Below are 23,366 nucleotides of genomic sequence, written 5' to 3' on the forward strand. Positions count from 1 at the left end.
CTTCTTATCTCAATTGCTATCGTGTCGGTAACGGTTCTAATCCTTCTCCTTTTCGCAGGCTACACAGGGATCCATGTAGCACATCATATCGTCGAACTTCTCTTTTTCGATACAGGGTGGACTCAGGTTTGCACAGCCACCGCAAATTGCCTTTTCTGGTTCGGCAAACGTACACCTCAACTGGCAGGCCGGACAGACATACATGCAGCCTCCGCACAGCCGACAAACGTCCGACCGAATGTCAAACGGCGTGCCGATGGTGCGCTTCTCGCCGCGCCCCCTGAAGCCGATGGCCTTGGCCATCATCTGTTCCTCGCACATACGCGTGCACAGCCCACAGAGAATGCAGTCCTCGTGTTCTTGCCTGAAGCGCTGTTGACTCACTTCGTGCGCCGAGGCAAGGTCCTGGATGATCTTCGATTGCGGGCAGGAGGCGAGAAGCAACTCCAGAATCATCTTGCGAGCCTTGACCACGCGCGACGAGGCAGTTCTCACGACGAGTCCCTCTTCCGCAGGGTAAGTACAGGATGAGACGAGCTTGGCCTTCGCCCCTTCACCGATCTCCACCACACAGAGTCGGCATGCTCCGTAGGGAGAAAGACCGTCCATGTAACAGAGAGTCGGGACGGGAAATCCCAAGAATCTGGCCGCTTCAAGCAGCGTCGTTCCGTTTTCAACAGATACTGGCAGCCCATTTATGTTAAGTGTGATCATGCTGTTTTCCCCCCCGTCGCCGCGATTTCCTCTTCTTCAGCTTTGGGCTCCGTGAATTCCAGGTCGCACCTCAAGCACCTGAGGGCCTCACACCTGGCCTCTTCTACCGTAAGTGACATCTCTACCTCGGCAAAGCCCCTCTTTCTCCATTCAACCAGGGCGCGCGGAGTCTCCACACGCTTGGCGCTCAGACATTCCTCCGACACCTCGGCTGGCTCGACGTAAATGTCGGGCAACTTTATCCCAGTCGGCTGCTTTAGCTCTTCGCCGCGCAGGTAACGGTCTATCACCAAAGCCGCCCTTTTCCCGTCTGCGATGGCCTCCACAACAGTGTTTGGACCTCTCACCACATCTCCACCCGCAAACACACCGGGTTGATTAGTGCATAGGGTTTCGGGATCAACCTTGACCGTCTCCCACTCGGTAGTGTCGATCTTCATTGAACTGGCGACCGAGATACAGTCAACGTCTGATCCCTCGCTGATTGCGGAAATTATCGTGTCCAGAGCTACTGTGAATTCGCTGCCCGGCACGGGTACGGGCTTGCGGCGACCGCTCGAATCCATGTCTCCCAACTCGTTTTTCAGAAGTTCAATGCCCGTGACGCGACCCTCTTCCGAAATGATTCTCACGGGAGAAGTGAGGGGTTCGAGCTTGACGCCTTCCTGGATGGCCGCCTCTATTTCTTCTTCAAAACCGGGCATCTCTTCGCGTGTGCGGCGATAGTAGATCGTCACGCCACTCACCTCTTTCTGGCGAATCGCGACTCGGGCCGCGTCAATGGCAGAGTTTCCACCTCCGATGACGCCGACTCGTCCTTTCGCCTGCCTCTTGCCACGCAGGTTAAAATCCTTGAGGAATTCGATCGAAGGGAAAACACCCTTTGAGTTTTCGCCTTCGACCTTGAGCATCTTGCTCTTATGCGCACCCAGGGCTAGAAAGATGGCCCCGTAACCTTCCTGGAACAGACTATCAAGTGTGAAATTGGTGCCGAGGGCGGCATTGCACTTCACCGTAATGTTCTCGTCGAGAATGGACTCGATCTCTTTCTCGATTATCTCTTTTGGCAAACGGTAGGCCGGAATTGCGCCGAATAGCATACCACCCGGCTTACTTTCTTTCTCGAACACGGTTACCTTGTAGCCTCTGAGCGAGAGGTAATGCGCTGCCGTGAGGCCTGCGGGACCCGCTCCGACGATCGCGATCTTCTGACTGTTTTCCGTCGCGAATGCCACCCTTTTCGGCTTGAAAACAGAAGGGTCCATTCGCTCCGTCACAAATCGCTTGAGAGGTCGAATGGCGATGGCCTCGCCCCCGATCGTGCCGGAACGGCATCGGCCTTCGCAGGGATGGTTACAGACTCGTGCACATACCGACGGGAAGGGATTGGCCTCTCGTATGGCCTGATAAGCTTCCTCCTCCTCGCCCCTGGCTATGTGAGCAACGTATCGCCAGGCCTCGGTTCCAATGGGGCACGCAGATTGGCACGGCGCGCCAACGAGATCCTTGCAGACACCCGCCGGGCAGTGTCTGTTCTTTATGTGTTCGATGTATTCGTCGCGAAAGTAGCGCAGAGTCGATAGCACGGGATTGGAAGCCGTTTGACCCAGCCCGCACATGGTCGTATCTTTGACCACGAGGGCAAGCTCTTCGAGAAGTTCGAGCTGCTCGAACGTACCTCTGCCGGCCGATATGTCGTCGAGGATTTCCCACATGCGCTGCGTGCCCTTCCTGCACGTGAAGCACTTGCCGCACGATTCATCCTTTAGAAACTTCATGTAGTACTTGGCGACATCCACGACGCACGTGTTCTCGTCCATGACGATCATGCCGCCGGAGCCCATGATGGAGCCCGCTTCGGTCAGGCTATCGTAATCGATCGTGAGGTCAAACTTTCTCGCCGGGATGCATCCGCCGGAAGGACCGCCCGTCTGTACTGCCTTTATCTTGGCCCTTCCAGAAGGACCACCTCCTATTCTGTTTACGATCTCGTCTACAGTTATGCCCATCGGGACTTCTACCAGGCCCGTGTTCTTTATCTTACCCACAAGACTGAATATCTTGGTGCCCGAGTTATTCTTTGTTCCCACCTTTGTGAATTCGGAAGCTCCAATTCTCATTATGAAAGGAATGTTTGCCCACGTTTCTACGTTGTTGATGACGGTGGGACGTCCGTCAATGCCTCTCTGTACAGGGTAAGGAGGACGCTGATAGGGCTCACCCACGTTGCCCTCAACCGATCTCATCAACGCGGTTTCTTCGCCGCAGACAAATGCACCGGCACCCCTTATCAGGCTTATGTCAAATGTGAACCCCGTCCCAAGAATGTCTTTCCCGAGAAGACCGAGCTCGCGCGCCTGGCGAAGCGCAATGAGTAGATGCTTGATCGCAAGCGGGTATTCGTGTCGAACGTAGACGACGCCGTCGGTCGCGCCCGTGGCATAGGCACCAATGATCATGCCTTCAATAATGCTGTGCGGATTGCCCTCGATGACGCTGCGGTCCATGTAAGCGCCGGGGTCGCCCTCGTCCGCATTGCAAACGAGGAACTTGCCCCCCTCGTTACCTTGCTTTGATAGAAGCTCCCACTTACGTCCTGTCGGGAATCCGGCGCCTCCACGGCCACGCAGACCTGACTTCTTGATTGCGTCTATGACCCATTCAGGCTTGCCTTTCTCGAGTACCTTGACCAGAGCGGAGTAGCCGCCTCGTTCAATGTAGTTGAAGACACGAATCGGATCGACCTTCTCGTTACTGCCCAGAATGTTTCGGATCTGTCCCTTGAAGAAGGGTAAGTCGCTTTCTTTCTCGACGGGTTTGCCGGTCTTCGGATCAACATAAAGCAGGTCCTGAAGTACTTCGCCCTTTGCCACGGCATCTATGATGCGCACCATGTTTTCAATGCTCACCCTGGGATAGAAAGTGCTCCGGGGTTCGATGAGCACCGAAGGATCCATCTGGCAAAAACCCTGACAACCCGTGATTCGCAGGTGAATCTTGTCCGTCAGACCTTTCGCCAGGATCTCCCGTTTTGCAATACGTATTAGGTCGTTGGCTCCACTTGCTTGCCCACAGGTACCGGCAGAAACGACCAACGTCGGAGTCTCCTGGTCACTGTCAGCAATGAGACGAGCCTGCAGTGTCCTGAAACTATCGATGGACTTGAGTCTTTCCATGAACTAGTTTTCTCCCTGTCTGCTCACACTCTCTTATCCAGCAATTGACCTTCCATCCAGCTCTGACTATCTACCTCGTGCCAAGCAAGTCCTGGAGACGTTGCTCTCATGGACGCCTATAGATTGACGCCGTCCAGGTCAAGCATGTGCCCCTTGCATCCTCTCCGGGAGCAGATCTGAATCATTCCTCCCGGACGAACGATCATCGGCACCATCGGTGCGCCGCATTCCTGACAGTTCGAAGCCCCCACAAGTTCGGTGTGGCAATGCGGGCAAAAGAAATGAGCGATGGTATCCATTTCAATTTCGTGTTCATGTTCGAATGAATAACTGCCGTAGAGGCTGGAAAGTCTCAGCCAGCCGTGTTTGTCACCGAACGAGATGGTGACTCTGACGGAAGGATGTCCGTCGATGAGATGGTCGGGATCCATCAGACTGTGATTGCACCTGGGGCAACTCACTTCAACGGGGAAAATCCGAACGCCGGCAGTGGCAGCGTCTTCGCTAAAGTTGCTCCGTGCCTGGTCCAGAATTGTCTTTACCCTGGCCGAGCTGACGTTCGAGAAATAGCGGCCGTTAACAACCACTATGGGACCAAGGGCGCACGCGCCAAGGCAGTTGACTGTCTCCAGGGAGAATTCCTTGTCAGCGGTCGTCTCGCCTGCTTCAACTCTCAACTGCCTTTCAAACTCTGTCGCTATTCGAGGTGCTCCACGAACGTGACAGGCCGTTCCCACGCACACAGAGCAGAGGTGTTTACCGCGCGGCTTCAGGCTGAACGCTCTGTAGAACGTCGCAATCCCGTATACGTCTACGAGGGAACGACACGTGCGCTCGGCCACTGTCTTCAGTGCGTCCGGAGGAAGATAACCGTACCTCGTCTGGATGTCCTCGAGGATCGAGATCAATGCGCCCTGTTCACTACCGTGCTTCGACACAATTGCTGTAATATCATCCTGCTTCATGTCCCAACCTTTGTTGAATTACGTGCGAACAATGATACCACACCGGTGACTTTACTTGTATCCCCTAACATGCAATGCGCTGCCCCAGACGAACACAGTGAGGAACGATTCGCTTCTACGGGAAAATCCCCCGTTCTTTGTAAACCTTCTCGAGACGCCCTAGTGCAACGATGTACGCGGCTGTACGCCAATCGATGCGCGGCTGCTTGGCAACTTCGTGCACGCGAGAGTACGCACCGACGATTATCTTCCGCAGTTTGGAATCCACTTCTTCGAGGTCCCAGGATTCACTTCGCTTGTTCTGGAGCCACTCGAAATAGCTCACGATCACGCCACCCGAGTTACACAGAATGTCGGGAATCAAGTCGATTCCTCTCTTCTGCAGAATTCGATCGCCGTCGGGGTCCGTCGGACCGTTTGCCCCCTCTGCAACGAGCTTCACGTTCAACATTTCTGCGGTATCGCAGTTGATTTGATTTTCCATCGCTGCGGGTATGAAAATGTCTGCTTTCGTCTGCATGAACGTGTCATGATCGATGGGTTCGGCCTTCGGATAACCGCCGACGAGGCCGCGATGCTCTCTGACGTAGGCACAAATTTCTTTGGTGTCTATGCCCTCGGCATTACGAATGGCTCCACTGACGTCTTCTATGGCTACCAGTTTTGCACCCAACGGAGCCAACAGACGGGCCGACCACGAGCCGACGTTCCCGAAACCTTGCACCATGAACGTGGCCCCGTTCAGGTCGAGCCGATTGTCCCTGGCCCACTCTTGAATTGTGAAGACCACACCTTGCCCCGTCGCCTTGTCCCGTCCTATGCTCCCTCCCGACTCAATCGGTTTTCCCGTCACAACGTGGATGGAACGATGCCGCTCACTGGAAGGTATTGTTGAGAGATACGTGTCGAGAAACCAGGCCATGATCTGGGCATTCGTATTCACGTCGGGCGCAGGAATGTCATACTCGGGTCCAACATTACTGCCTAGGGCAAAAGTGAAACGCCTGGTGATCCGCTCGACCTCGTAAGTCGTGTATTTGCTAGGGTCAAAGCTTATGCCACCCTTGGCTCCACCGAAAGGAATGTTTGTCAGCGCTCCCTTCCAGGTCATCCACGTTGCAAGAGCGCGAACTTCGTCGAGATCCACTGCGGGATGATACCTGAGCCCTCCTTTGAAAGGGCCGACCACGTCGTTATGTTGCACCCGGTAGCCCGTGAACATCTCGATCCGGCCGTCATCCATTCTCACGGGAAAATTCACCACGATTTCGTTGATTGTCTTGGAGAGGATTTTCCGTATGTCCGGATCCAATCCCATCAGGTCAGCTGCTTTGTTGAACTGATCCGTGACATTGTCGTAAAGAGTTCTCCGAGGCTTTCGCGGTTTCTTTACCCCTGCCGCATCAGGAGTGCTTCGCGTCTGTTTAGTCGGTTCAACCATGGTTTCCTCCAAGAGATCTTACAAGGCCTTCCAGTTCTGTTAACCGTTCATAACACGTGCTCGTACTGTGTCCGTTGCATGAACCCGCGTACAAGAGCGCGACTCATGAACAGATTATTCTAATGGTTTTTCTCCTTTCCTGCAATCCATATCTGACAATCTCCTTATTTTACAAGGGATTACCGCTGACTACCGGAGTCACCACATCACACCCCAAATCACAGGAACAACCCCAATTGTTCTAATGGACGGCTCATGGCAAACCGATATTAGAGTTGGAGCGGGCCCCGGTGGGGAAGAACAGAGGGCCTTCAGGTCCACGGTGCTTCCAACTAGCGGAAAATGATAACGTTATGCGCCCGGCCGCGCAGCATTTTCGAGGGACGAGGTAGGTGAAGTCACTCCTGGTATGAGCACGGTTGCGAGACAAACAGACAACCTGAATTTGCCGGCGCAGGATGCGGAGATCGCGCTCAGACTGCTCGATAACGTGCCGATTCCGCTCGTTCTTCTCGGCAAAGATGGAACAATACAGTTCCTGAACAAGGCGATGGAGAGTCTATCTGGTCGTTCCCTCGCCGAAGTGAGAGAGACGTGTTTCGTCTCCACTTTCGTCGCGGAAAGGGATCAGGCCAGGGAAAAGGAGATTATCGAGGGCCTGTTCTGGCTCCAGGAGCCGGCTACTCACCGGTGCGCGATCGTCGCAAAGGGTGGTTGCGAGATTATCAAGAATTGGACGGCCATCTGCTTCTCCGATTCTCTTGGAAGGACTTCGGCAATAGGTCTGGTGGAGCGTCGCGACCCCGCGGCTCCAGACGCCGTCGAGAGCTCCGAAGAGAGACTCCTTCGGGAAGATCTTCGCACGACCAAGGAGAGTCTGGACACTCTGCTTTCCCATTCGCCTGACGGCATACTCATAGTGAACGCGGCCACAGACGAGATGCTCGACGCCAATGACCAGGCCTGCAACATGCTTCGCGCTCAGAAGAACTCGCTCTTGGGAAGCAAATCATCCGAGGTATTCTCCCCCGAGTGGCAGTCAGACTACAAGAACTCCGTGCAAACAAAACTGCTCAAGAACGGAGACTACTTCCAGATGAGCGCTCTGGTGGCAAGACCGGAAGGTCAACGTCTACCAGTGGACGTCCTCGCAGCCCTCGCCGAAACAAACGGCACAAGACGTGTTCATGTGTTCCTGAGGGACGTCTCCAAGGAGCGCCGCGTACAGGGACAGCTCAGGTCGCAGGCGAGCCTGCTTCAAAACGTGAATGACGCCATCATTTCGGTGGACATGAATGACACCATCCTTTTCCTGAACAAGAAGGCCGAGAGTGTATACGGTCTGAACGCGGAAGACGCAATATGTCGTCCGCTCTACGACGTCATCAGATACGAATTTCTCAGCATCACGCATGAGGAAGAGCACAGACGCGCGATAAGGGAGAACGGATTCTGGAGGGGCGAAGTAGTCCATTATCACAAAGATGGGCATGCCATAAGCGTAGACACGTCGGTCTCGGTGGTGAGCGACGACGAAGGCAAGCCCGCCGGTCTTGTGATGGTCAACAGGGATATCACGGGGAGAAAGGAAGCCGAACGCAAGCTCAAGAGAAGGGGCGACGAGATGGCTGCTCTCTACGAAATAGGACAGGCAATCAGTGCACATTTGAATCTAAAAGACGCACTTTCCGTCATCCACGCCCAGGTCGGCAGGCTTATGAGAGCGCGGAATTTCTACATAGCCCTCTACGACGCCGCGAATGACGAGATTCACTTTCCTATCTACATAGACGAGCTGACCCAGAAAGGCGGCACTTCCAGGAAGGCGGGCAAGGGTTACACGGAATACGTAATTCAGACCGGTCGGCCGTTGCTCCTCGGCAAAGAGACCGAAGAACAAATGGGGCGGGACGGGTACGAGGGAATAGGTCCTCAGGCGCTGAGCTGGCTCGGCGTGCCCCTGAGGCTGGGACAAAAGGTCATCGGCATGATGGCGGTCCAGAGCTATGCCAAGGCGGACCTCTATACCGACGATGACGTCAGAATACTCTCGGCCATCTCCGATCAGGCTGCCATCGCGATCGAGAACGCCAAGATGTTCGAGCAGGTGAGAGTATCAGAAGAGACGTACCGCAATCTCATCGAAAGCATGAGCGAGGGTTACGTCGTGCTTCAGGACGAGAGAATCGTGTTTGCGAACCGCGCGTTTGCCGAATTATCTTCGTACGGCAAAGAAGAGCTAACTAGCAGAAAGTTCAGCGAGCTTATCCATTCCACGTCGCACGCGGTCATGGATGAGCTCTACCAGGGAAAGCTCACGAAGCCTGAGGAAGAAGTCCTTTCAGAGCTTACGCTAGTCTCGAGGGACGGGAATCAATTCAAGCTTGGTTTCACATTCAAGAATTTGACTCACAACGGGGCGCCGGCGCTGGTGGGAATCTGTCCAAAACGGTGAGCCCCTTCCTCCTGAGCCTGCCGATTTCCTTCTGATCCGCCCACAACAGTATGCGTATCTTGTCGGAGACAACCTTCTCTCGCACGAATTCGCACGAGCCTCTCAAATAGGATATCAGGCCTTCCTCCGCGAGGGGAATCTCGACGCTCGCCAGCGATTTCTGCGCCCTGCTGGTGTCGACTATCCGCCCTATGAGCGAGTCGAGGTTCTGTCCCTTCAGAGCGGAGATCTCGGTCGCCGATGAAAATTTTCCCTTGAGACTCTGTACGACTTCGGGTTCTGCGACGTCCATCTTGTTGAGGGCGACGAATGCCGGCTTTTCGCCTGCACCTATTTCTGTGAGCACGCTCTCCACGATGCCAAGTTGTTCCTCGGCACGAGGAGAGCTGGAATCCACGACGTGGATCAGGAGGTCGGCCTGGAGCACCTCTTCAAGCGTGGCTCGAAATGAAGTCACAAGATGATGCGGAAGTTTCCTGATGAAACCGACCGTGTCCGTAACGACGATCGGCGGCACTCTTCGGGAACGCAGTCTTCTCGTCCTTGCGTCGACGGTCGCGAACAGTCTGTCTTCTATGAAAGCGTCGGTTCCGGTGAGGGCTTTGAAGAGCGTAGATTTTCCCGCGTTGGTATAGCCCACGATCGCGACCCTGAAGACGTCCTCCCTCTGCTTGCGCTGGACGCACCTTTCCCGCTCCACGCCGGCAAGTTGTCTCTTCAGAGTCCCAATTCTCTCACGGACACGCCGTCTGTCCACTTCGAGCTGGGTCTCCCCGGGACCTCTTGTTCCTATTCCGCCCCCCAGACGCGAAAGATGTTTCCACAGGCGGGTAAGTCTCGGAAGTTGATACTCGAGTTGCGCGAGTTCCACTTGAACGCGCGCTTCGCGCGATCTGGCTCTCAGCGCAAAAATGTGCAGGATGACCTCGCTCCTGTCGACCACCTTGATCTGAAGAGTTTTCTCCAGATTCTTGACTTGACCCGGAGAAAGGTCCTCGTCGAAAACAACCACGTCAGCCGACGTGTCTTCGACGAGCGCCTTGAGCTCTTCCAGTTTTCCCTTTCCCAGGAACGCACCGGGAGTGATCGATTCCCTTCTTTGCATGAGGGTCCCGACTATAGTCCCTCCCGCGGTGTCCACGAGGAGCCCCAGCTCGTCGAGCGAATCGTCCGATCCCCTGACGTTGGAACCCTTGAGGCCGATGAGAATCGCTCTTTCGGATCTATTGTCTTCGGCTGTATTGTGGATGGGAGTCACCTCCGCGCGCCCCATGCATTCGGAAATGTGTCAGATATCGGGCGTCAAGCTATGCGAGTCGGGGAAAGCTCTCTCGGAAAGTCCATTAGCACCTCGAACTTTCCGTCCGGTCGGGCGTAAACGACGTCCTCGATTCTGACGCCGATCCCCTTTGACGGATAGTAGAGACCCGGCTCCACGGTGAACACGGAACCGCGTTGAATCAGGTCGACGTTCGTCTCGGGCCCCGCGAGGCGCATCTTTTCCTGCACCTCGAGACCTATGCCATGACCGAGCCCGTGCACGTAACCCTCTTCGATCCCGTCGTCCTGGCGGATCGTGCGATAGCCACGGCTCTCGAAGAAATCACAGACTCTTTCCTGATAGAGCCGCGCCGGAGAATCGATTCGGAGTGATTCGATGGACATTCTCTGTGCTTCACGCACGTCCTGGTATATCTTCTGGACTTCGTTCGGGACTTCCCCGACACAGTAGGTCCTGGTGATGTCGAAGGCGTAGCCGGCGCCTATCTCTCCGGGGAAAACGTCCATCACGATCGTACGTCCCGGTCTCACCTCGTCGTCGTCGTTGCCGTGGTTGTGAGGCACGGCCGAATCTCGTCCCATCGATATGATCGTGCCGCCCTCCTCGACCAGCCCGCGCTTGATAAGTTCCGTACGAAGGAGAGATCGCAGGTCGCCGATCTTGAGACGGCCGCCGTCCGCCTTTATCAGACGGTCGTCCTTTATGGGACAGGAGAAGAGAAGATCCCTGACCAAAGCGATGCTCTCGCACGTTCTTCTGGCCACGTCCCTCATTCTCTTGACTTCGTGCTCGTCCTTGGTGGTTCTGGCGACGTCAAAGACGCTCTTGTCCTCATCGAGCCCTATTTCCAGGCCGCTCATTCTCTGTTTCAGGAAGTCGACGATGGCCAGAAGGCGGCTGGCTTCGAATTTTCCGTAGAAGCAGACCTTCCCTCTCACGCCGAGCTTCTCCAGGGCGCTCCCTATCATCCTGGCCTCACCCTTGAGCTCACTCTTCTCTTCTTCGACAAATCGCTTGAGACCTATCTCCGGCCAGGACATGCACGGAATGCCCGTCTCTCTCGCTTCATCTCTCTCCATCGGATTATGCACGAGAAGAGCGCTCCCATCGTTCTTCATGACGTATACGGAACGCATCAGTTTGGTGGGCCCCGTCATGTAAGTCATCACGGGGTTATTTGTGCCTCCACCCAGAATCACGATCGCGCCTATGCCTCGTTCTTTCATCAGTTTGGGGATGTCACTTCTCATAACTCCTCCGCGTTGAAGTACGGGCCGAGACACCGCGTGCAGCAGACAGGCTCATCGCGGTGCCCAAAAACTCGTTGAGCAGATTCGAAGGATGACTCATAATGGGTCGGAATCACGGTCGCAAGAACGATCCGTCGCTATTGAATCGCAGGAAGTTCGTCTCACTGCCGGATACGTGTGCATACACCTGGTTGAGATAGGCTCCACAGACGGCGATTCTACTGGAATTTACTGAGCTTGTAAACCTGAAAGCATGGCGGAGCGCAAACGTGCAAACCTGCTGACGCCTTTGCGCCCGAAACCGGAGGAAGATCATGCGGGTCAACCGTAGGAGAATTCTGATAATTGGAGGCGGCGCCGTGGGTCCAAAGGCTGCCTCTCGTGCGCGAAGGCTCGATCCGGAAGCCGACATCAAGATAATCGAAAAGGGCGAGTACGTGTCCTACGGTGCCTGTGGGATGCCCTATTACGTCTCCGGTGACGTGCCGAATTCCGCGCAGTTACTTGCCAGAAGTCCCGAGTATTTCAGAGAGCAACTGGACGTGGAAGTTCTCACGGAAACACAGGTCATGTCCATCGACAGAGAACGAAGGCTGGCACATTGTGCCGATCTGACCGGAAGGCGGTTTCCCTTGCCCTACGACAATCTCGTGATTGCCACCGGGGCGGACCCCGTCATCCCACCCTTCGAAGGTCGAGAACTGGCCGGCATATTCAAGTTCAAGAATCTTTCCGACGCCGTCGCAATCTCCGAATACGTCAAGAGGCAGGAACCCAGGAGAGCCGCGATCATCGGCGCGGGTCTAATAGGCCTCGAAATGGCGGAAGCCTTCAAGGCAAAGGGAATGGCCGTGACGATCGTGGAAATGCTCGACTGGCCGCTTCCCACTCTCGTGGACTTTGAAGTGGGAGCGCTGGTGGCCAAGCACCTTGAAGAAAAGGGAGTGAGTCTAATTCTTTCGCAGAAAGCCCTGGGCTTCCAGGGGACGGCCGGAGGACGCGTCAAGAGGCTGAGTACCGAGGCCGACACAGTGGAATGCGACATCGCGCTCGTGGTTGTCGGAGTGCGGCCGAACACCGCTCTGGCTCGCGAAGCCGGCCTCGAGATCGGAGCCACCGGTGCGATCCGAGTGAACGAATTTCTTCAGACAAGCGACCCCGCAATCTATGCCGGTGGCGATTGCGTAGAATGCACCCATTTGCTCACCGGTAAAACAGTTTTCGTTCCCCTGGGTTCCACCGCCAACAAACATGGAAGAATCATCGGCACGAACGTCGCCGGCGGGCACGACGCCTTTCCCGGCATATTGGGGACTGCCATAGCCAAGGTCTTTGAAATGAGCGTGGGACGCACGGGCCTCACGGAACAAGAAGCGAAGGCGGCGGGATACGGGGTAGTTTCCTCCACGGTCACGACCAATGACAAGGCCGGCTATTACCCCGGCAGCAAGACGCTGACACTCAAACTGCTGGCGGAAGAGAAGACGGGCAAGATCATAGGGGCACAGTGCGCCGGTGAGGGCGAGATTGCGAAGAGGATAGACGTGATAGCCACGGCCATGAGTTGCGGCATGAATGCTTCAAGGTTGGCCAATCTTGATCTCGCGTACGCTCCTCCTTTCAGCCCCGCAATGGATGCCGTCCATCACGCGGCCAACGTGGTCAGAAACAAGATCGACGGAATCGCAAAGGGTATTTCCCCGCGAGAGTTGAAGAAAAAGCTCAACGGTCAGGAGGATCTCCTGGTCCTTGATGTCCGCACCAAGACCGAATGGAACCGCGTGAGGATAGAGGATCCGAAGATCCAGCACGTTCCTTTGAGCGAACTCGCGCGCACCGGCCACGAGCTCTGCGAGGGCAAGGAGGTGGTCACGCTCTGCCATTCAAGCGTGAGGGCCTACCACGCTCAAAAAATGCTGGAGAGAAAGGGATGCAAGAACATCAAGTTCTTGGACGGAAGCCTGGCGGCCTGGCCATACAAGGTCAGAAAGCAACAACCTTCCTAGACCCGAAACATCACCTTCTCGTTCGAGAATAGTCTCACGGACAAGAAGATCGCCCCGACCGCAATGACGAGAGTCGACAGGGACGCCACGGCGATGTGGAGTATGTTGAAGCTGCCCATCAGCACCTCTTTCTCCAGAAAGAGCACGCCCACGAGCGGAACGGCGTAACCTTTCAGCCCAAATTCAAGACCCGGGAAAATGGTCACTACCGCGGCAAGCATTATCACCATGTAGAAGTAGGAGGAATATGTTTGCCCCTCCTTGATGCTCTTTGCGAAGCAGCCGATGGCCATGAACGCAGCCGAAAGAAAAATCATCACCGGCACGAGGCTGAGAAGAAGAATCAAGACCGTGCCGGCCGAAACGCTCATCTTGCCTTCCGCAATGGCGCTCATGAAAGACAAGCCGCTGTACATGGTGAAGAGAAGCCCCACGAGACCCATGAGCGCCGTGGCAAGCGAGAAGAGCATGACAGCCGCGAATTTTCCGAGAACTATCTCCGTTCTCGAGGCAGAAGTCACAAGCACCGTCTCCAGCGTGCTCCTCTCCTTCTCCCCCACCGTCACGTCTATGGCCGTGTGCTGGGCGCCGGCAGACATAAGAATTATGAGCAAGAACGGCACCATTGTTCCGATTGCAAATGCGCCCATCTCGCGGGCCGTCGCCACGTTACGGGGTTTGGCCTTGACCGTCTCCAGAATGGACACGTCCAGTCCTCTGCTCTCGAGTCTTTGTCTGACGACGCGGTTTCCATATTCAGCGAGCAGAGACGTGATCCTGTCTCTTCCGCCGATGGAGTTCATGTCGGCGCCATCGTAGAGCACGTCAACTTCTGTGACGTGTCCCCCTTCGAGTGCGGTCTCGAATCCGTCGGGCACGACGAGTGCTACCCTGGCGACTCTCTGTCTTATCATCTGGCCCGGATCGTCCCCCCGGCTCCCCGACACAGAGAGGACGTCCACCTTGCCCTGCTCCTTGAGAAAGGCGAGCAGGCCGGAGGCTTTCTCTGCGTTCACGACGGCGACGGAGACGGCGGTTTCTTCTTGCTTTTCTCGCACCATTTGTTCGAAATAACCCATACCGGTGAACAGAGCCGGGTATATCACAAGTGGGAGGGCTATCATGAGAAAGATGGTGCGACTGTCTCTGACCGAGTCTACGACTTCCTTCCAGAAAACCGTTCGAACGTTGCTAATTCTCATGGAGTTCTTCTACCTCTCGTGACGATCCAATAGAGTCCACTAGTTCGGGCTGACGAGCCTGATGAACACGTCTTCAAGGTCTGCGCCACCGTGAGCTTTGAGAAGCTCGGAAGGCGAACCCTTGGCCAGAAGTCTTCCCTTCTCGATTATCCCCACTTCGTCGCAGAGTCTTTCCGCTTCAGTCATGATGTGAGTTGAAAAGATGATCGACTTCCCGTCGGCCTTCCAACGTCGTATCAGATCGAAGGTCGCGCGTGCATTCACCACGTCCAGGCCGAGAGTCGGTTCATCCAGAATGAGCACGGACGGGTAGTGGATGATAACCCTGGCCACCGATATCTTCTGCTTCATGCCGGTAGACATCTTGCCGACCCTTGTCTCCAGAACGTCGGCCAAGTCAAATTGAGTGCAAAGCTCATCGATCCTTGCCTCGAGTGCTTTGTTCCCGATGCCCGCAAGCCTGCCGAAATACGTCAGGGTCTCTCTGCCTGTAAGTCTGTCGTAGAGTTTGGTGTCACCGGACAAGAAACCTATTTTCTCCCTCACTTTCGAGGGCTCGCGCACTATGTCGTATCCGTCGACGATCGCCGTCCCGGAGGTCGGCGCCAGAATCGTGGCGAGCATGCGTAACGTCGTTGTCTTGCCGGCCCCGTTTCTTCCAAGAAGTCCGAAGACGGTTCCGGGCGGGCATTCAAAACTGAGCTCGTTGGCCGCCACGACGTCTCCTCGCTTCCCGTCACGGAAGGTCTTTGTGAGAGCTTTCGCCTGAACCAAGGTTCCTCCTCGTACAATTGAAACACGCCGTGTTATGGTTTCTTCGAGTCGGGGCAGATGCCGCTGTACGCACAATACTTGCAGGAAAGATGACCCGGCGCCGCGTCAAATCTCCGGGCCCTGATGCCCCTCGCAGCTTCTCCTATTCTCTCTTCGGCCTCGGCAAGATCATCTTCTTCTACTGCGCGGCGCCCCACAAGACCCGTCTCCAGAAAATGCAGTTCGACAAAATCCGGCATTCTATCAAATGCTCTCTTGTACGCGAGAGCGTATATCTGAAGCTGTAGGCTGCCCTTCGTTTTTTTGTCCGCGTCCTTCTGAGTATGCACATCGGAAGACTTGAAGTCTACGATTCTTACTTCGCCTTCACTCTCGTCAATCCTGTCCCACCTTCCTATGACCCTGTTCTTGTCGACAAAAAAACAGAATTCCTTCTCCACGTGCGTCGGCATTCGGCCGCGCGCCTCCTCTTCCTCGAAGAACCTTCTCATTGCCCTCTCGCCGGCTTCGAACCGCTGTTCCTCATGCTCTCGCGTCAAGAATCCCTCGCTTACCCACGAGGCCTCGAAGACCACAAGAAGCTCGTCCAAGCTCATGCGGCGGCTCTCGCGTTTTCTCCGCAGGTACTCCTGAACCGCCTTGTGCAGGGCGCTGCCGTACACGACGGCGTGATGCCTCATGATGGGAACCCTGAGTATGTGGACGTACTTGTACTTGAGTGGGCAAGTCTCGTAGTCGTCCACCTGAAGATGACTCAGCGTAAGACTCTCTTCCGGCGAAAGGGGTCTCATTGCCGGAGGCAGTCTCTCCGGCGGCACGCCCGCATTTCGCTCGATGGCTTCAATCGCGGACGACTTGAACGGAGCCGGAGTCGTCTTGGGAAGGTCGAGCGCTTCCATCACAAACTGGCTCACCTTCTTCGGCCTGGTTCCTCCGTAGTCGCGAGCGCTCGTGAGATAGAGCTCTTCTTCGGCTCTCGTCATACCCACGTAGAAAAGTCTTCTTTCCTCCTGAAGATGAAAATCACCCGTCGGCAAAATGTCTTTGACGAGAGGTTCGGGCAGTTCGATGGGCTCCTTCCTGTGCGGAACCGGGAACCTCTGGGAGACCAGGCTCACCAGGAATACCACTCTGAATTCCAGTCCTTTTGCCTTGTGAATTGTGAGCGCGTTGACCGCGTCAACGTCAAGATCTGCCTCCGCAACCGCAGGATTATCTCCGGCCTCGGCCAGCATGTCCAGGTGGGCAACAAAATTGTGCACGTCGTCGTGGATCGACACCGAGGCGAATGCCCGCAACATGTCAAAGAACTTCGCGATGTTTCTGATCTGCTCGTCGGCCACGGAGGACGCCTCGCTGCTCAGCCTCCGCAAATAGCCCGTATCCGTGATGAAACCGTAGAGTATCTCTCCTGCCGGTTTCTCCCTCGAGAGCATCAAGTAACGTCTGATGTCCGACATCAGTCTCCGGACGTTCCGTTGCGTGTCTTCCGAGACTTCAGGGAGTTCAGTGGGATCGGCCACGGCGCGACCCGTTTCGCCCGCCACTCCGGTCTGAGTCAGAAGCTCAAACACTTCGTGCAGGGTCAGATTTCTTCTTCTCGCAAAATTATTGAGCTTCACCAGATCGACCTGGTCCGTCCCATATATTTCCGAACCCGCCAAGTAGTAGAGACTCGGGCTGTCGTCAAAGTCGGCTATCGAGTGAAGAAAGGAAATCAGAAGCCTCACCTCTTCTCTTCCGTAGAGTCCCCTGCTTCCCGAAAATCTGTGCGGCACGCCTCGCATGTTCAGGGCCCGGAGGAAAGGATCGGCGTCATTGTTCGAGCGAACGAGAATCGCGAAATCCTTGTATGCGTACTTGCCCGATGCGACCTTTTCTTCGATCAGCTTTGCAACGACGTCCGCCTCGCTGGAGACCGCTTCAAGATGAAGATGCTCGGGAGGGCGAGCCTCGTCCTTCGTGGAAACCAATCTCTTGTCTATCGAGTTCTTGACCTCGAGCCTATCGGGGTTGTTGAATCTGATGAGTCTGTAGGCACAGTCAAGAATGGACTGAGGAGTTCTGTAGTTTGTGGTCAGCACAATCTGTTTAGCCTGCGGATATGCGTCCATGAATCCCAGAATGTTGCTGATCGCCGCCCCTCTGAATTTGTAAATGCTCTGGTCGTCGTCGCCGACGACGGTGACGTTTTCCCCTTCGCCGGCCAGAAGCTTCACGAGCTCGAACTGCGCGTAGTTTGTGTCCTGGAACTCATCCACCAGGATGTAGCGAAATCTCTCCCGGTATCGTCTGAGTACGGTCGGATGCGTACGAAAGAGTCTCAACGTAAGATTGACCTGATCGCCGAAGTCCACGTTTCCCTCTCTGGTCATCAGGTCCTGGTAAAGCTGATAACAGTCCGCTATCTCCAGTTCCTTCCGCGCCCTCTCGCGAAGCTCCTCGTCCTCGGGTCGGAGTCTGCTCTGTTCGGCGAGAGCCCGCGCATAGTCCAGATACTCGGCCGGACTCACGTCCTCGTCCTTGGCTCTGCTGAAGACCGTCACCATTGCGCTGATGAACTTCGTCGGATCGCTCAGCGGCCGGTAGTATGAAAGAGGAAACTCAAAGAGGTGCTCCCTGAGAAAAATGATCTGCTCCGGCTGCGTGAGAACCTTGAACTCCGGCGTCAAACCCATCTCGAGAGCGTGCTCTCTCAGCACTCTGTCGCCGAACGCGTGAAAGGTGCTTATCCAGACGTCCGTGTAACCGTAGGGGACGAGTACGTCGACCCTTTCCTCCATCTCGGCGGCGGCCTTGTCCGTGAAGGTCAGAGCCATTATCTCGCCCGGGTTCGCCCTCTTTGAGGCGATGAGGTGGGCTATTCTTCTCACTACTACGGAGGTCTTCCCGGTTCCTGCGCCGGCGACAATCAGCAGAGGACCTTTGTCGTGAACGACCGCCTGTCTCTGCGCTTCGTTCAGTCCCGCCAGGATGTCTTCCTGGGGAACGACCGTGCAGGATTCCTCGGGTTTGAAAGCTCTCAAGACAAGAACCTCAGAGGAGCCATCCTCCAGAGATGGTAATACAGGAACCGGTTACGTAGGAGGCATCTTCAGAAGCAAGAAACGTGATCGCGCGCGCGATTTCCTCGGGACTCGCCGCCCGCTTCATCGGAATCTTTTTCTCGATTTCCTTCAAGGCAGATCGGGAAAGAACACCCGTATCGACCATCCCCGGGGCCACGACGTTTACGGTGATGCCGAAAGACGCGACTTCCTTTGCGAGGGACTTGCTCAAGATCAGGATTCCGGTCTTAGAGATGTTGTAGGCAGTCGTGTTCGGAAATGCTCTCACGTCATCGCATCCGGCAACACCGATGTTCACGATCCTGCCCCACCGCCGTCTTTTCATGTGGGGAATCGCTCGGATCGAACAGTGGAAGGCGCTATCAAGATTGCTCCGCATGATGCCGCGCCACTCGTCCGGTGTCACGTTGAGGATCGGTCTGTACAGGAAATCTCCCACGTTGTTCACGAGTATGTCCAGCCTGCCGAAGCTGCGGATTACGGCGTCAACGGCCGCCCCGGCTCCGCGCGGCAGTGAGACGTCGGCGCGCACCACGCGTGCCTCTCCGCCGAACGCCCGTACCTCCTCCGCCACCTTCTCGGCGAGCTTCTTCCTGGAGCGATAATTCACCATGACAGTCGCGCCCGACCTGCCGAGCGCGAGGGAGATCGCTCTGCCGGCGCCGGCGCCCCCCCCGGTGACGAGTGCGACCTTGCCTGAAAGGGTCACGTTTCCGGGGTGCGCCGTACTCATGTTCTTGCGCCTACTTGTCATATATCTTTCTCATCAGGATCCATCCGTTAGGATCGAGCAGGATATTCACCGGCTTCTCGGCAGACTTGAATGTGAAACTCATTTCTCGCTGCGACACATTCACCTCTTCTATTCGCAGACCCTTCGAGGTCTCGATCCCTATCTCGATCGGAAGATGATAGATGTTTCCCTGTTGCTTGAGGAGCACGACAATCTGATACTCGCCGTTGTTGCGCGCGATCTCGGATCTGAGCGAGATTGTCGGCACGCCCGTCCTTTCGAGCCACTCCTCTCGCCACCAGCCGAGAGATTGGCCGCATCCTTCTTCCAAAGTCGAGATGAATTCCGACATGGAGAAGGTGTGGAAGCGAAATCTATAGAACAAGAGCCCCACGGCCTTCTTGAAAGCCTTGTCCCCGACCGAGTGCCTCATCAACCGCATGAGCCACGGATATTTCCCGTGGATAATCTCCTGAGGCGTGTTCCCTCTGAGTTCGTAGTAGAGCACGTCCTGCTCCGCGGGCAGAGACAGATACTTGTCTCGAAATGATTCGAAAATCCCGGGTATCGGTTTGCCCCGCGCCTCTTCGTACAGGAATTCCGCATGGTCTCCAAAACCTTCCGTCCACTGAAACGCGCCGGGGCCGCTCCCTCGCGTCGTGTAATCCCACCACAGAAGCGCCGTCTCGTGAGCGTCGTGTCCCGTGGTTGCGAATTCCTTCTCCAGATACTGCGGGTTGTACCCCACGAAACCGGGAAACGCGCGCCTCGCATTGATGCCGCTAATCGTGACGAAGGTGAACTGATCGAACGGATAGAGACAGTATGTCTGTGAGTACGAGGATATGATGTCATAGCTCGTCGAGAAAATCTGTTCGGCGAATCTCTGACTCTCGGGATAGAGAAAGGTCTGCATGTACAAGAATCTGACCTTCTGCTCGGTCATGATCCATCGCGAATCCGCGATCACCGAGAAACACACGGCGGGCGTACTCGTGCGAAAGACGTACTCGACCCTGTCCTTGGTTCTGTGCGTCTTCATGAGCCTTCCCGGGGCGACTGCCTGAAAATGTGAGGGGAGTATCAGCGTGGTGGTGACGGTTGCCCAATCGTCGAAGTCGATCGGGTAGAAGCGATCCGACCAGAGGAGAAAGAGGCTGGAATCAGCGATTACGTCTCGATCTTCGTCGTCACTCTTTCCAAGAACTCCGCTGAGTTCCAGGTTGAGTTGGAGTTGGGTGGAAGGCTTCTCAATGACGAGCGTGACGTATCCGGGACTTCTTTCCACCATTACCTTGGAGACGTCCGACGTCGCTGTCACCAGGTCATACCGGTCGCTCAGACCGAAGCTGAAAGCCCTGGTGAGCTCCGGATTGGCGATCGCCACGCCGGCCTTCAGCAACATGGTCTTGGTATCGAAGTTCGGTTCGATCGTGAGATCGTAGTGCTTGATGTCGTAGGAGTGCTCTTGCCCTGTTGCGTTCGTGCTCAAACCAATCGAAAAGAGAATCAGGAACATTACAGTCGATATCGTTCGCGCCATCGTTTTTCCGACCGCCCTAGCGTTTACCGTGAAAGCGCTTGGCTTCTTCTTCCATTGCCTCAAGTCTTGTGTAGTAGTCGGGAAACTCGGTCAGATGCGCAAGTGCGATCTTCCCGGTCACAATCGGATCGTCGTTTGTCACGTCGGTGAAGGAATCGCGCTTGCCGTGCTCCAGCTCGACCTCGAGGCCCATCCTAAATTGCTCGAGATCGTACTTGTTCCAATCGACTCCGATCTTATCGCCAATCGTCTTTGCCTCAGCGGCCGTGAAACGTCTGTGATCTGTCATGACAAGTCCTCCTTGCTGGTAGAGCCTCCTCTCGCCCACCTCGAAGCGGACCGGTCGGAGGCAATGAGTGCGATTCGATGCGTGATCATATCCACTTCCGCTTTCTCAGGAAGACCGTTTCAAATCCCTCTCTTTCCCACACCATGATCCCGAGCCTGTTCTTGGCATGAACCGTCAGCACGGCTTCCTTGATCCCGTGTTTCCTAAACCATGAATACGTCGCGTCCAGCATTCGCTTGGTGATTCCACGGTTTCTGTATTTCTCCGCAACAAAGACATCTTCGATGAAACCATACTCTCTCTGCCGGAATATCGGCGGCCTCGAGGCAAGCGTCGCCAGCGCATAGCCAACGATTCTGTTGTCCTCCTCTGCCACGATGAGGAGTCTCTTCCTCGAGCGCACGCACTTTCCAAGAAACGACGCCAGTCCCTCTCGAGCATTTTCGGTCAGAGCAAAGACTCCGTCAAAGGCGGCGTGATACCCTTGCATGGTCAAGCTGAGTTCCGTCACCTGTTCGATGTCGGCCGATCTTGCCTTTCTGATCTGCATCAGCTACCACCTTACTACGTGTGTTCTTTCCAATCGCGGAGCACCCGCGCCTCAGGCGCCGATCCTTACAGATTCTAACAGACAGTGAGGCCCGCGCCAATGGCGCAGGCCTCACGCTTCGGTCGTAACGCGCGACGCGGAGTCTCAGCCGACTCGAGGCTGGTGTGTCGCCCCGAACACAAGTCCTGAGATTGCCTCGCGGGCTCTCCGTTTCTTAGTACATGTCCTCACCGTAGCCACCGCCACCCGGAGGCATAGCAGGCGCCTTCTTCTTTTCGGGCTTCTCGCAAACCAGAGCCTCGGTGGTGAGAAGAAGAGCCGCCACGCTGGCCGCGTTCTGCAGAGCAGTGCGTGCCACCTTGGTCGGATCAATCACGCCGGCTTCAAACATGTCCTCGAACTTCTCTGTCTCAACGTTGAAGCCGACATTCTTCTTCTCTTTCTTCGCCTGCTCGACGATCACGGAGCCTTCGAGGCCGGCGTTTGACGCGAGTATTCGCATCGGCTCTTCGAGAGCGCGCTTCACGATGTTGACACCGAGCTTCTCCTCGCCCTCGACCTTCACCGCATCGAGCATTGCCGCGATTCTCAACAGCGCCACTCCGCCGCCGGGGATGATGCCTTCCTCGACCGCAGCTCTCGTGGCGTGGAGAGCGTCCTCGACGCGAGCCTTCTTCTCCTTCATCTCCGTCTCGGTCGCCGCGCCCACGTTGATGACGGCCACTCCACCGGCCAGCTTGGCCAGGCGCTCCTGGAGCTTTTCCTTGTCGTAGTCGCTCGTGGAATCTTCGATCTCTCTCTTTATCTGCGCCACTCTTCCCTTGATCTCTTCAGTCTTGCCGACGCCTTCGACGATGGTCGTGTTGTCCTTGTCAATCGTGACCCTCTTCGCCTGGCCGAGATCGTCCAGTTTGGCGTTCTCGATCTTGACGCCGATGTCTTCGGAGATGACGTGTCCGCCGGTGAGGGCGGCGATGTCATCCATCATGGCCTTTCTGCGGTCTCCGAATCCCGGGGCCTTCACGGCGCAACAGGAAAGTGTCCCGCGGAGCCTGTTGACGACGAGAGTCGCAAGGGCTTCGCCTTCCACGTCCTCGGCAATGATGAGAAGCGGCTTCCCCTTCTGAGCGACCTTCTCCAGAAGCGGAAGAAGGTCCTTCATGTTGCTCAACTTCTTCTCGTAGAGAAAGATGTAGCAGTCTTCGAGAACTACCTCCATCGTGTCCTTCTCGGTGATGAAATACGGAGAAATGTAGCCCCTGTCGAACTGCATACCTTCGACCACTTCCAGCGTGGTCTCGATGCTCTTGGCCTCCTCGACGGTTATCGTCCCGTCCTTGCCCACCTTGTCCATCGCGTCGGCTATGATTTCGCCGATGGTGACGTCCGAGTTGGCAGATATCGAGGCGACCTGCGAGATCTCTTTCCTGTCTTTGACGGGTTTGCTCATCTTCTTGAGCTCTTCTATGGCAGCCTCGACGGCCTTCTCAATTCCTCTCTTGATGCCCATCGGGTTGCTGCCGGCAGTCACATTCTTGAGGCCCTCTTTGAAGATCGCCTCGGCAAGAATGGTCGCGGTAGTGGTGCCGTCGCCAGCAACGTCGCTGGTCTTGGAAGCCACCTCGCGCACCATCTGCGCGCCCATGTTCGCGTACGGGTTTTCGAGCTCGATCTCCTTGGCGACGGTGACGCCGTCTTTTGTGATGGTGGGCGAACCCCACTTCTTCTCCAGAACAACGTTCCGTCCCCTTGGACCAAGCGTCACCTTGACCGTGCGACTCAACGTCTCCACGCCTTCAAGAATGGCCTGCCTGGCTTCCTCCTGGAAAACCATTTGTTTAGCAGCCATATGAATCCTCTCCTTTTCCCAAATTTCCTACGGTTTCTACTGTCCTAAACACCTGTCTCAAATGGTGAG

The 23,366-nt window shown here is 55.7% G+C and carries 16 protein-coding genes; 2 read left to right on the plus strand and 14 right to left on the minus strand.

What is annotated here, in order from left to right; all coding sequences use genetic code 11:
• Nucleotides 1-36: 36 nt before the first annotated feature.
• The 4 genes from NTX17_01380 to NTX17_01395 form a co-directional block, all read right to left on the minus strand.
• Entirely contained in the window at nt 37-714 is a 678-nt protein-coding gene (locus NTX17_01380; protein ID MCX5800031.1) for a 2Fe-2S iron-sulfur cluster-binding protein, read from the minus strand.
• The gene (locus NTX17_01385) at nt 711-3,890 is read right to left on the minus strand and encodes an FAD-dependent oxidoreductase (protein ID MCX5800032.1); all 3,180 of its coding nucleotides are present in this window, start codon (nt 3,888-3,890) and stop codon (nt 711-713) included. The genes NTX17_01380 and NTX17_01385 overlap by 4 nt, the downstream gene beginning before the upstream one ends.
• Before the next feature lie 116 nt (nt 3,891-4,006).
• Nucleotides 4,007-4,855: an NAD(P)H-dependent oxidoreductase subunit E gene (locus NTX17_01390; GenBank protein MCX5800033.1), complete on the minus strand. Its 849-nt coding sequence runs from the start codon at nt 4,853-4,855 to the stop codon at nt 4,007-4,009.
• 115 nt (nt 4,856-4,970) lie between these two features.
• On the minus strand, nt 4,971-6,296 hold the full coding sequence (locus NTX17_01395) for a Glu/Leu/Phe/Val dehydrogenase (protein MCX5800034.1): 1,326 nt from the start codon (nt 6,294-6,296) through the stop codon (nt 4,971-4,973).
• A 409-nt stretch (nt 6,297-6,705) separates the two neighbouring features.
• Between NTX17_01395 and NTX17_01400 the strand changes: the two genes are divergently transcribed.
• Nucleotides 6,706-8,751: a PAS domain S-box protein gene (locus NTX17_01400; protein ID MCX5800035.1), complete on the plus strand. Its 2,046-nt coding sequence runs from the start codon at nt 6,706-6,708 to the stop codon at nt 8,749-8,751.
• Here the strand turns inward: NTX17_01400 and hflX are convergent.
• Together hflX and NTX17_01410 are read right to left on the minus strand one after the other, a co-directional pair.
• Entirely contained in the window at nt 8,693-10,009 is a 1,317-nt protein-coding gene (gene hflX, locus NTX17_01405) for a GTPase HflX (protein ID MCX5800036.1), read from the minus strand. The two genes, NTX17_01400 and hflX, sit on opposite strands and share 59 nt — an antisense overlap.
• Before the next feature lie 44 nt (nt 10,010-10,053).
• Nucleotides 10,054-11,283, minus strand: coding sequence for a Xaa-Pro peptidase family protein (locus NTX17_01410; GenBank protein MCX5800037.1), 1,230 nt, complete (start codon nt 11,281-11,283; stop codon nt 10,054-10,056).
• Nucleotides 11,284-11,597: 314 nt separating this feature from the next.
• Between NTX17_01410 and NTX17_01415 the strand changes: the two genes are divergently transcribed.
• The gene (locus tag NTX17_01415; protein MCX5800038.1) at nt 11,598-13,289 is read left to right on the plus strand and encodes an FAD-dependent oxidoreductase; all 1,692 of its coding nucleotides are present in this window, start codon (nt 11,598-11,600) and stop codon (nt 13,287-13,289) included.
• On the opposite strand, the gene NTX17_01420 is transcribed toward NTX17_01415, so the two are convergent.
• The 8 genes from NTX17_01420 to groL all read right to left on the minus strand — a co-directional run bounded on the left by NTX17_01420 (nt 13,286) and on the right by groL (nt 23,297).
• Nucleotides 13,286-14,491, minus strand: coding sequence for an ABC transporter permease (locus NTX17_01420; GenBank protein MCX5800039.1), 1,206 nt, complete (start codon nt 14,489-14,491; stop codon nt 13,286-13,288). The genes NTX17_01415 and NTX17_01420 overlap by 4 nt on opposite strands.
• Nucleotides 14,492-14,530: 39 nt before the next feature.
• Nucleotides 14,531-15,265: an ATP-binding cassette domain-containing protein gene (locus NTX17_01425; GenBank protein MCX5800040.1), complete on the minus strand. Its 735-nt coding sequence runs from the start codon at nt 15,263-15,265 to the stop codon at nt 14,531-14,533.
• A 32-nt stretch (nt 15,266-15,297) separates the two neighbouring features.
• Entirely contained in the window at nt 15,298-18,291 is a 2,994-nt protein-coding gene (locus tag NTX17_01430; GenBank protein MCX5800041.1) for an ATP-dependent DNA helicase, read from the minus strand.
• Between the two features lie 10 nt (nt 18,292-18,301).
• Complete coding sequence (locus NTX17_01435) at nt 18,302-19,087, minus strand: SDR family oxidoreductase (GenBank protein ID MCX5800042.1); 786 nt, start codon at nt 19,085-19,087, stop codon at nt 18,302-18,304.
• Entirely contained in the window at nt 19,077-20,609 is a 1,533-nt protein-coding gene (locus tag NTX17_01440; protein ID MCX5800043.1) for a hypothetical protein, read from the minus strand. The genes NTX17_01435 and NTX17_01440 overlap by 11 nt, the downstream gene beginning before the upstream one ends.
• A gap of 16 nt (nt 20,610-20,625) precedes the next feature.
• Entirely contained in the window at nt 20,626-20,898 is a 273-nt protein-coding gene (locus NTX17_01445) for a hypothetical protein (protein MCX5800044.1), read from the minus strand.
• 85 nt (nt 20,899-20,983) lie between these two features.
• Nucleotides 20,984-21,448 carry a GNAT family N-acetyltransferase gene (locus NTX17_01450; protein ID MCX5800045.1) on the minus strand — a complete coding sequence of 155 codons (465 nt, stop codon included), beginning with the start codon at nt 21,446-21,448 and terminating at the stop codon, nt 20,984-20,986.
• 214 nt (nt 21,449-21,662) lie between these two features.
• On the minus strand, nt 21,663-23,297 hold the full coding sequence (gene groL, locus NTX17_01455) for a chaperonin GroEL (protein ID MCX5800046.1): 1,635 nt from the start codon (nt 23,295-23,297) through the stop codon (nt 21,663-21,665).
• Between the last annotated feature and the right edge of the window lie 69 nt (nt 23,298-23,366).

It is taken from the genome of Candidatus Eisenbacteria bacterium (assembly GCA_026388185.1).
Taxonomy (GTDB): Bacteria; Eisenbacteria; RBG-16-71-46; order JAFGJU01; family JAFGJU01; genus JAPLKG01.